The organism is Streptomyces sp. NPDC048420 (assembly GCF_040651535.1).
Classification (GTDB): domain Bacteria; phylum Actinomycetota; class Actinomycetes; order Streptomycetales; family Streptomycetaceae; genus Streptomyces.
On record NZ_JBEZKG010000074.1, the window covers coordinates 1 to 1659 of the forward strand.

At 57.6% G+C, this 1659-nt stretch carries 2 rRNA genes; both read right to left on the reverse strand.

The features are described 5' to 3' along the window. A 23S ribosomal RNA gene (locus tag AB0D34_RS47240) occupies positions 1 to 1272 on the reverse strand; the annotation flags it as partial. 307 nt (positions 1273 to 1579) lie between these two features. Beyond that, positions 1580 to 1659: ribosomal RNA gene (locus AB0D34_RS47245) — 16S ribosomal RNA — on the reverse strand; the annotation flags it as partial.

Genomic DNA, 1659 nt, shown 5'->3' on the forward strand with positions numbered 1-1659 from the left:
AATGACACGACTTCGGCGGTACGCTTGAGCCCCGCTACATTGTCGGCGCGGAATCACTAGACCAGTGAGCTATTACGCACTCTTTCAAGGGTGGCTGCTTCTAAGCCAACCTCCTGGTTGTCTCTGCGACTCCACATCCTTTCCCACTTAGCGTACGCTTAGGGGCCTTAGTCGATGCTCTGGGCTGTTTCCCTCTCGACCATGGAGCTTATCCCCCACAGTCTCACTGCCGCGCTCTCACTTACCGGCATTCGGAGTTTGGCTAAGGTCAGTAACCCGGTAGGGCCCATCGCCTATCCAGTGCTCTACCTCCGGCAAGAAACACACGACGCTGCACCTAAATGCATTTCGGGGAGAACCAGCTATCACGGAGTTTGATTGGCCTTTCACCCCTAACCACAGGTCATCCCCCAGGTTTTCAACCCTGGTGGGTTCGGTCCTCCACGAAGTCTTACCTCCGCTTCAACCTGCCCATGGCTAGATCACTCCGCTTCGGGTCTTGAGCGTGCTACTGAAACGCCCTATTCGGACTCGCTTTCGCTACGGCTACCCCACCCGGGTTAACCTCGCAACACACCGCAAACTCGCAGGCTCATTCTTCAAAAGGCACGCAGTCACGAGAATGAAAGCAAGCTTTCATTCCGACGCTCCCACGGCTTGTAGGCACACGGTTTCAGGTACTATTTCACTCCGCTCCCGCGGTACTTTTCACCATTCCCTCACGGTACTATCCGCTATCGGTCACCAGGGAATATTTAGGCTTAGCGGGTGGTCCCGCCAGATTCACACGGGATTTCTCGGGCCCCGTGCTACTTGGGTGTCTCTCAAACGAGCCGCTGACGTTTCGACTACGGGGGTCTTACCCTCTACGCCGGACCTTTCGCATGTCCTTCGCCTACATCAACGGTTTCTGACTCGTCCTGCCGCCGGCAGACGACAGAAGAGAGATCCCACAACCCCCACGACGCAACCCCTGCCGGGTCTCACACGTCGTAGGTTTGGCCTCATCCGGTTTCGCTCGCCACTACTCCCGGAATCACGGTTGTTTTCTCTTCCTGCGGGTACTGAGATGTTTCACTTCCCCGCGTTCCCTCCACACTGCCTATGTGTTCAGCAGCGGGTGACAGCCCATGACGACTGCCGGGTTTCCCCATTCGGAAACCCCCGGATCAAAGCCTGGTTGACGACTCCCCGGGGACTATCGTGGCCTCCCACGTCCTTCATCGGTTCCTGGTGCCAAGGCATCCACCGTGCGCCCTTAAAAACTTGGCCACAGATGCTCGCGTCCACTGTGCAGTTCTCAAACAACGACCAGCCACCCATCACCCCCAACCTGAGCTGGAGTTCACTGGGGCCGGCATCACGAGGGGGTTCATTCCCTCAGACACCCAACAGCGTGCCCGGCACCCCCACCACTCGTGATCAGCGTTCCACGCTCCGAAGAGCAGTACTGGCAGCCCGAGATGGCTGAGAGTGCCGAATAATCAACGTTCCACCCATGAGCAACCACCGCAGAACGTTTGCCTGCGTAGTGGCCTCTGAACCAGCCCCGAAGGACAGGCTTAGAAGTGCTCCTTAGAAAGGAGGTGATCCAGCCGCACCTTCCGGTACGGCTACCTTGTTACGACTTCGTCCCAATCGCCAGTCCCACCTTCGACA